8 protein-coding genes and 1 riboswitch are annotated in these 6,310 nt (G+C 59.8%); of the genes, 3 read left to right on the top strand and 5 right to left on the bottom strand.

Annotated features, from left to right (window positions below):
- Positions 1-309 precede the first annotated feature (309 nt).
- Positions 310-939 (bottom strand): LysE family translocator, encoded by a 630-nt coding sequence (locus ACRER8_RS08350; RefSeq protein ID WP_431745862.1) that lies wholly within the window; start codon positions 937-939, stop codon positions 310-312.
- 88 nt (positions 940-1,027) lie between these two features.
- Between ACRER8_RS08350 and ACRER8_RS08345 the strand changes: the two genes are divergently transcribed.
- The 3 genes from ACRER8_RS08345 to ACRER8_RS08335 all read left to right on the top strand — a co-directional run bounded on the left by ACRER8_RS08345 (position 1,028) and on the right by ACRER8_RS08335 (position 3,973).
- The gene (locus ACRER8_RS08345) at positions 1,028-1,993 is read left to right on the top strand and encodes a 2-hydroxyacid dehydrogenase (RefSeq protein WP_431745861.1); all 966 of its coding nucleotides are present in this window, start codon (positions 1,028-1,030) and stop codon (positions 1,991-1,993) included.
- Positions 1,994-2,140: 147 nt separating this feature from the next.
- Positions 2,141-3,139 carry a methyltransferase gene (locus ACRER8_RS08340; protein ID WP_431745860.1) on the top strand — a complete coding sequence of 333 codons (999 nt, stop codon included), beginning with the start codon at positions 2,141-2,143 and terminating at the stop codon, positions 3,137-3,139.
- Between the two features lie 38 nt (positions 3,140-3,177).
- Positions 3,178-3,299, top strand: a riboswitch (yybP-ykoY riboswitch).
- An 89-nt stretch (positions 3,300-3,388) separates the two neighbouring features.
- Positions 3,389-3,973 (top strand): TMEM165/GDT1 family protein, encoded by a 585-nt coding sequence (locus ACRER8_RS08335; RefSeq protein WP_431745859.1) that lies wholly within the window; start codon positions 3,389-3,391, stop codon positions 3,971-3,973.
- A 131-nt stretch (positions 3,974-4,104) separates the two neighbouring features.
- Here the strand turns inward: ACRER8_RS08335 and ACRER8_RS08330 are convergent, their stop codons facing one another.
- From ACRER8_RS08330 to ACRER8_RS08315, 4 genes are all read right to left on the bottom strand, one after another.
- Positions 4,105-4,923, bottom strand: coding sequence for a M48 family metallopeptidase (locus ACRER8_RS08330; protein WP_431745858.1), 819 nt, complete (start codon positions 4,921-4,923; stop codon positions 4,105-4,107).
- Between the two features lie 123 nt (positions 4,924-5,046).
- Positions 5,047-5,676 (bottom strand): SOS response-associated peptidase, encoded by a 630-nt coding sequence (locus tag ACRER8_RS08325; RefSeq protein WP_431745857.1) that lies wholly within the window; start codon positions 5,674-5,676, stop codon positions 5,047-5,049.
- 51 nt (positions 5,677-5,727) lie between these two features.
- Positions 5,728-5,988: a DUF2007 domain-containing protein gene (locus ACRER8_RS08320; RefSeq protein ID WP_431745863.1), complete on the bottom strand. Its 261-nt coding sequence runs from the start codon at positions 5,986-5,988 to the stop codon at positions 5,728-5,730.
- Positions 5,988-6,179 (bottom strand): CPXCG motif-containing cysteine-rich protein, encoded by a 192-nt coding sequence (locus ACRER8_RS08315; protein ID WP_081565514.1) that lies wholly within the window; start codon positions 6,177-6,179, stop codon positions 5,988-5,990. The genes ACRER8_RS08320 and ACRER8_RS08315 overlap by 1 nt, the downstream gene beginning before the upstream one ends.
- Between the last annotated feature and the right edge of the window lie 131 nt (positions 6,180-6,310).

The raw sequence follows: 6,310 nt of genomic DNA, 5'->3' as shown, positions 1-6,310 counted from the left end.
GCCGATGGGGATCTACCGAATGTACCGGCCAATCGCGAATAAATTCGCTCCCACAGAGGAATTGTGTCGAACCAGATAGGCGGTGCACAGCGAGAACCCTACGGCAGTAGGCGGCGCACAGCACCCCCCTGTGGGAGCGAATTCATTCGCGAAGCGGTATTCCAGGCGACACGTCTTTGACGGATGTACGTGCCAATCGCGAATAAATTCGCTCCCACAGGTTCAGCGCAGGGCTTGACGGCGATGGCGTCCGCGAAATCGCTGCCGCTGACAAGCTCTGCCGCTAAAGGGGAATATTGTCATGCCGGTTCAATGCATCTCGGTCAATGCCAGCTTCAATCCCAGCGCCACCAGCACCCCGCCCATTGCGCGATCGAACCAGTGCCCCATACGCGCGAAACCTGCGCGTACGCGCTCCTGGCTGAACAGGCGCGCCACCAGACAGAACCATACGCCGGTGGCCACCGCCAGATACACCCCATAACCGGCCTGAACCAGCAACGGCGTATGCGGATTGATCACCACGGTGAACAGCGACAGGAAGAACAGCGTCGCTTTCGGGTTCAGGCCATTGGTCACGAAACCTGCAGTAAAGGCCCCGCGAGCCGTGCGCTCACCCTTGGCCAGATCAACCGGCGCATCTGAAGGATTAGCCGGTTTGGCGCGCAGGGCCTTGAAGCCGATGTACAGCAGATACGCAGCAGCCGCCCACTTCAACGCGTTGAACAGCACGATGGACTGGGAAACGATCAGCCCGATGCCCAGCAATGAATAGCCGACATGCAGGAAAATCGCGGTGCCTACGCCCATGGCGGTGTAGGTTCCGGCCTTGCGACCATGGGTCACGCTCTCACGCACCACCACCGCGAAATCCGGGCCGGGGCTGGCGACGGCAAGCAGGTGAATCAGGGCAACGGTAAAAAATTCCGTCCAGTACATCGTGGGTCTCCAGGCTTTTTGGCGAGCGGCAGGCTCTGGTACGCTCGCTACCTTACGCCTCCCACTCCCCGAGCAAAAGGTACAGCTGATGTCGAGTCAAAACAGAGCAGTTTTCCTGGATCACACCTCCTTGGATCTCGGCGATCTGGACCTTGCGCCATGGCGCGAAACCTTCAGCGAGCTGGTGTTGCATTCCAGCACCAGCGCCGATCAGGTCATCGAGCGACTGCAAGGCGCTCAAGTGGCAATTTCCAACAAGATCATGATCGATGCCGCCGCCTTCGCTGCATGCCCCGAGCTTAAGCTGGTGCTGGTGACTGCAACAGGCGTCAATAATGTGGATCTCGACGCGGCACGCAAGCACGGTGTGGTAGTGAGCAACTGTCATGGATATGGCACCCCGTCGGTGGCGCAACATGCCTTGATGCTGCTGCTGGCGATGGCCACTCGTTTGCCGGACTATCAGCAAGCTATCCACCAAGGACTGTGGCAGAAGTCGAAGCAGTTCTGCCTGCTGGACTTCCCGATCGTCGAGCTGGAAGGCAAGACGCTGGGCCTGCTGGGTCATGGCGAACTGGGCGGTGCGGTGGCAAAGCTTGCCGAGGCATTTGGCATGCGTGTGGTGTCGGGACAAATCCCCGGCCGTCCTGTCCGTCCTGATCGCGTTCCCTTGCTTGAATTGCTGCCTCAGGTGGACGCTCTGACCCTGCATTGCCCGCTCAACGAACACACTCGGGACATGCTCGGCGCCCACGAACTGAGCCTGATGAAGCCCAAGGCTTTCATCGTCAACACCGCCCGGGGTGGTCTGATCAACGAGCAGGCGTTGGCCGATGCCCTGCGTAACGGTCATCTCGGCGGCGCGGCGACCGATGTGCTGACTGTCGAGCCTCCAGTCAACGGCAACCCGCTGCTGTCCGGCGATATTCCGCGGCTGATCGTCACCCCGCACAGCGCGTGGGGCAGCCAGGAAGCACGCCAGCGCATCGTCGGGCAAATCAATGAAAACGCCCAGGCGTTCTATGCCGGCAAGCCAATTCGGGTTGTCAGCTGATATCAGGTCTATCTTCCGTAGCAGAACGGCCGGGCGGCGTTCCGTCTGCCGGCGGCAGCGCCCCTAAGACGCCGTCGACACGCCGTGCTGCTACAGCCCCTCGAACCATTGACCTGCTAAACTGCGCCCTTTTTTCAGGAGCCGATGATGGACCCGCGCAGTGAAGTGTTACTCCGTCAGGCCGAACTGTTTCAGGGCTCATTGCTGTTGGCCAACTTTCCCGCCGACGATCTGCTGGGCACGTTGCCCAACGCGCGGGGCTGGAGTTGGCATGCCGGGGATTTCGCCGCGCTGAATACCCGCTTCAGCGAGCGTACTCATTTCGGCACAGACGCCCCCGCCGAGCCCTTCGAGGCCGCTGTGCTGTTCCTGCCCAAAGCCAAGGACCTCACCGACTACCTGCTCAACGCCCTGGCCTCGCGTCTGGCCGGTCGCGAGCTGTTTCTGGTCGGGGAAAAACGTGCAGGCATCGAAGCGGCGGCGCGTCAATTGAGCCCGTTCGGCCGCGCCCGCAAACTCGACAGCGCGCGCCATTGCCAGCTCTGGCAAGTCACTGTCGAAAACGCTCCACAAGCCGTCGAGCTGAATACACTGGCCAAACACTTCGACATCGAAATGGAAGGCGGGCCGCTGAAAGTCGTCAGCCTGCCGGGCGTGTTCAGTCATGGTCGTCTGGATCGAGGCTCTGCCCTGCTACTGGAAAATCTGGACCGCCTGCCCACAGGTCACTTGCTCGACTTCGGTTGCGGCGCGGGCGTACTCGGCGCCGCGGTCAAGCGTCGCAATCCCGACATGAACGTGACGATGCTGGATGTCGACGCATTCGCCACCGCCAGCAGCCGCCTTACACTCGCAGCGAATGGGCTCGAAGCCGAAGTCATGACAGCCGACGGCATCGCCGCAGCGCCCAAACATCTGGACGTCATTCTAACCAATCCGCCCTTCCACACCGGCGTCCACACCGATTATGCCGCGACGGAAAATCTGCTGCGAAAAGCACGCGAACATCTTAAAAAAGGTGGGGAACTCAGACTCGTTGCTAACAGCTTCCTGCGTTATCAACCGATCATCGCGCAGCATCTTGGCGTATGTGCCGTCATGGCCGAAGGTAATGGTTTCCGGATTTACCGCGCCAAACGTGCCTGAAATTAACGCTTGCCGAACCGGATTCTCAAAGGCAGAATCCGCTCCGTCCTAGGGGAGTAGTCTCCCGCGAGCGCCACGCTCGTCCGGCGCGCATCAACATACTTGGTCCTCAGACCATGGTGCGTGCGACCCCAGATCCGCACAGACGGATCGGTGGTTTGACAAGACCTATGACACGAACATCCTGACCCGGGGCGGGGAGGTTGTACGTGTCATAGCCGTGTTGACCCGCCCCTTTAGGAAATCCTGATGCTGGAATCCCTCTTAGTCCCGACCGCAGTCGTCGCACTGGCCGAAATCGGTGACAAGACCCAACTCCTCGCGCTCATTCTCGCTGCTCGCTTTCGCAAGCCCTGGCCGATCATCGCCGGTATCGTCGCCGCTACGCTGGCCAACCACGCTGCCGCCGGTGCGGTGGGTGCCTGGTTCAGCAGTTTTCTCTCCGACGCCATCCTGCACTGGATTCTCGCAGCGAGCTTCACCGCCACCGCTTTGTGGACGCTGGTCCCGGACAAGATGGATGACGATGAGGCGAACACCGCACGCAAATTCGGCCCGTTCATGACCACGCTGATTGCGTTCTTCCTCGCTGAAATTGGCGACAAGACGCAGATCGCCACGGTGATGCTGGCAGCACAGTATTCCTATCTGTGGCTGGTGATTCTGGGTACTACGCTGGGCATGCTGCTGGCTAACGTTCCGGTGGTGCTGGCGGGTAACTTCGCGGCGGAAAAACTGCCATTGACGCTGATCCGTCGCCTGGCGGCGGGTGCATTCTTCATCCTGGCGATCGTTGCGGTGTACAAGGCGATGCAAGTCAGCGGCTGGGTGTAAGCCAGGTTTAAAGCACCATATCCCCCTGTGAGAGCGGATTCATTCGCAAGACGGAGGTACAGTCGATGCATCTCTGTCGCATGCAGCATCTTTCGCGACTGAATTCGCTCCCACGCAGGGATCTCATTCACTCAGGATTTCGGCGCCTGCTCATACAACGGCATCACCTTCGGAATCGCCGCCTGCAACGAGGCGATCCGGTTCGCCGAAGCCGGGTGAGTGCTCATGAATTCAGGCTGCGACGCTCCGGCTTGGGCCTGCATCTTCTGCCACAGGGTAATCGCGGCATTGGGGTTGTAACCGGCGCGGGCTGAAAGCTCCAGCCCCAGCAGATCCGCTTCATTTTCGTTGGACCGGCTGTTCGGCAACGTCAGGCTGTAATTGACCACGGTATCGGCCAGCGCGAGGCTGTCCTGCCCCAGGCCGAGCAATGATCCCGCGCCTGTCTTGGCCATCTGAATGCCGTAGGCCTTGGACATAGCCTCACGACCATGCTCGCGCAAGGCGTGGGCAATTTCATGGCCCATGACTGCCGCCAGTTCATCGTCGCTGAGTTTCAGGGTGTCAATCAGCCCGCTATAAACGATGATTTTGCCGCCAGGGCCACAGTTGGCGTTCAGCTCGTCGCTCTTGATCAGATTCACTTCCCACTGCCACTGCGCTGCATCCGGGCGCAATTTTGGCGCTTGGGCGATCAAGCGATTGGCCACGTTCTGTACGCGCTTGGCTTCTTCGCTGTCCTTGTCCAGCACCCCCTTGGTCGTGGCCTCAGTGACGGTCTGCTGGTAGGACTGTTCATACATCTGATTGACCTGATCGGTCGACAGCATGCTGAACATGTATTGCTTGCGTTCGACGCCCACCGAATCTCCACTGGTGGTGTTGACGGCCTGACAGCCAGCAACCAGCAAAGCGGCGCTCAAGGCACAAAGAGCAAAGGTCTTGCGCATTTTGTATCTCCCTAAAAACAAGGCGCCCATCCTAGGTGGTACGCCCTGCCAGTACCAGATGGCAGCCGTTTGCCATTGTGGCGCGCCACAGTCGCCCCTGTGGGAGTGAACGACCCTATAACGCTAGAGTGGTGTCAGGCACTCCGGCGCGTTGAGCTTGGGATCGTTCACCAGATTCGCCAGCGGCCGCTCACGCAGTTGCATCTGCGGCGCGGCGAGCAGTGATTGCAGAGTGACCGGCGAACTCTCGGGGTCGAGCCATGCGGCCTGCCCTTCTGCATCGAGAATCAACGGCCTGCGCTGGCTCATTGCCGGTTGCGTCACCACCGCCACGCTCAGATACGTGTGGCCTTGCACCGGATACGCCTCCCAGATCGCCGCAAAATACAGCGCCGAGCCTTCACCTGGCGTCAACCAGAACGGCCGTTTGCGCAACGTTCCACGCCACTCATAAAAACCATTGGCCGGCAGCAGACAACGACGCTCGCGAAACGCCTGACGAAACATAGGTTGTTCGGCCAGCGTCTCGGCACGCGCATGAGCCGGGGTGCGCGACATATCGGTCAACCACGGCGGAGTCAGCCCCCAGCGCGCCCGCGCCAGTTCCTGACCTCCCTCATCGCCCGGGGTCCGGCGCAGCATCAGCACCGAATCGGCGGGGGATATGTTCCATTGCGCCTGCTGATCCGCCGGAAATCCCGGCAAGGCCGCGAAAGCGGGCGTCCAACGAAACAGCGCATAACGTCCACACATGAGCTCAGGGCCACTCTTCTGAAAAACCAATCAAGCGACGCCGCACCGGTTTCAGCACAACAACACATCGGGATAGCTGTCGGGCTCATCGCCAGACAACGGAAAGGCGCCATTGTACTCAGTGATCAACTGCCGTGCCCGTTCAGCCTGATCGTCGTCGACCGCAAGTCCGAGCAGGCCAAACACCGGCAACTCGCCAATCCCGCCCAGCAGATGCCGGCCAGTGATGTGCGATTCGATGCCTTCACTGGCGAGCATCGACTGCAATAGCTCGCCCTCCATCATGTTTTCCGGCTCATAGATTTTGCGCATCATTCGTTCTCGGCACGAACTTCCAGATCCCATTGTTCGCCATCGGTTTCAAGATGAAATTCGATCGGACGACAGCACACATGACAGTCTTCGATGAAATTATTGTCACCTTCCGAGAGATCCAGAACGGTCTCCCCTGGCTCGCCGCAGTAGGGGCACTCGTAAGGCGCTGCTGGTTGTATTTCGTGCATCACAGTCTCCGGGAGCAGTTTTGCGTATAATCGCCGACTTGTTTGCTGGCCGGGTTTGATTCTTCGATACCAACTCGACCTACCATTACCCTAGCCGTTTCCAACAAGAGAGCATGATGGGCGAATTCGAT

Origin of the sequence: Pseudomonas sp., assembly GCF_050739935.1 — a bacterium.
Classification (GTDB): domain Bacteria; phylum Pseudomonadota; class Gammaproteobacteria; order Pseudomonadales; family Pseudomonadaceae; genus Aquipseudomonas.
This window is presented reverse-complemented; position numbering and strand designations above follow the sequence as displayed.

Excerpts from the sequence above, each read along its gene's own strand:
- ACRER8_RS08315 (WP_081565514.1), bottom strand. The coding sequence starts at position 6,179 with ATGCACGAAATACAACCAGCAGCGCCTTACGAGTGCCCCTACTGCGGC.
- ACRER8_RS08350 (WP_431745862.1), bottom strand. The coding sequence starts at position 939 with ATGTACTGGACGGAATTTTTTACCGTTGCCCTGATTCACCTGCTTGCC.
- ACRER8_RS08325 (WP_431745857.1), bottom strand. The coding sequence starts at position 5,676 with ATGTGTGGACGTTATGCGCTGTTTCGTTGGACGCCCGCTTTCGCGGCC.
- ACRER8_RS08330 (WP_431745858.1), bottom strand. The coding sequence starts at position 4,923 with ATGCGCAAGACCTTTGCTCTTTGTGCCTTGAGCGCCGCTTTGCTGGTT.
- ACRER8_RS08335 (WP_431745859.1), top strand. The coding sequence starts at position 3,389 with ATGCTGGAATCCCTCTTAGTCCCGACCGCAGTCGTCGCACTGGCCGAA.
- ACRER8_RS08320 (WP_431745863.1), bottom strand. The coding sequence starts at position 5,988 with ATGCGCAAAATCTATGAGCCGGAAAACATGATGGAGGGCGAGCTATTG.
- ACRER8_RS08340 (WP_431745860.1), top strand. The coding sequence starts at position 2,141 with ATGGACCCGCGCAGTGAAGTGTTACTCCGTCAGGCCGAACTGTTTCAG.
- ACRER8_RS08345 (WP_431745861.1), top strand. The coding sequence starts at position 1,028 with ATGTCGAGTCAAAACAGAGCAGTTTTCCTGGATCACACCTCCTTGGAT.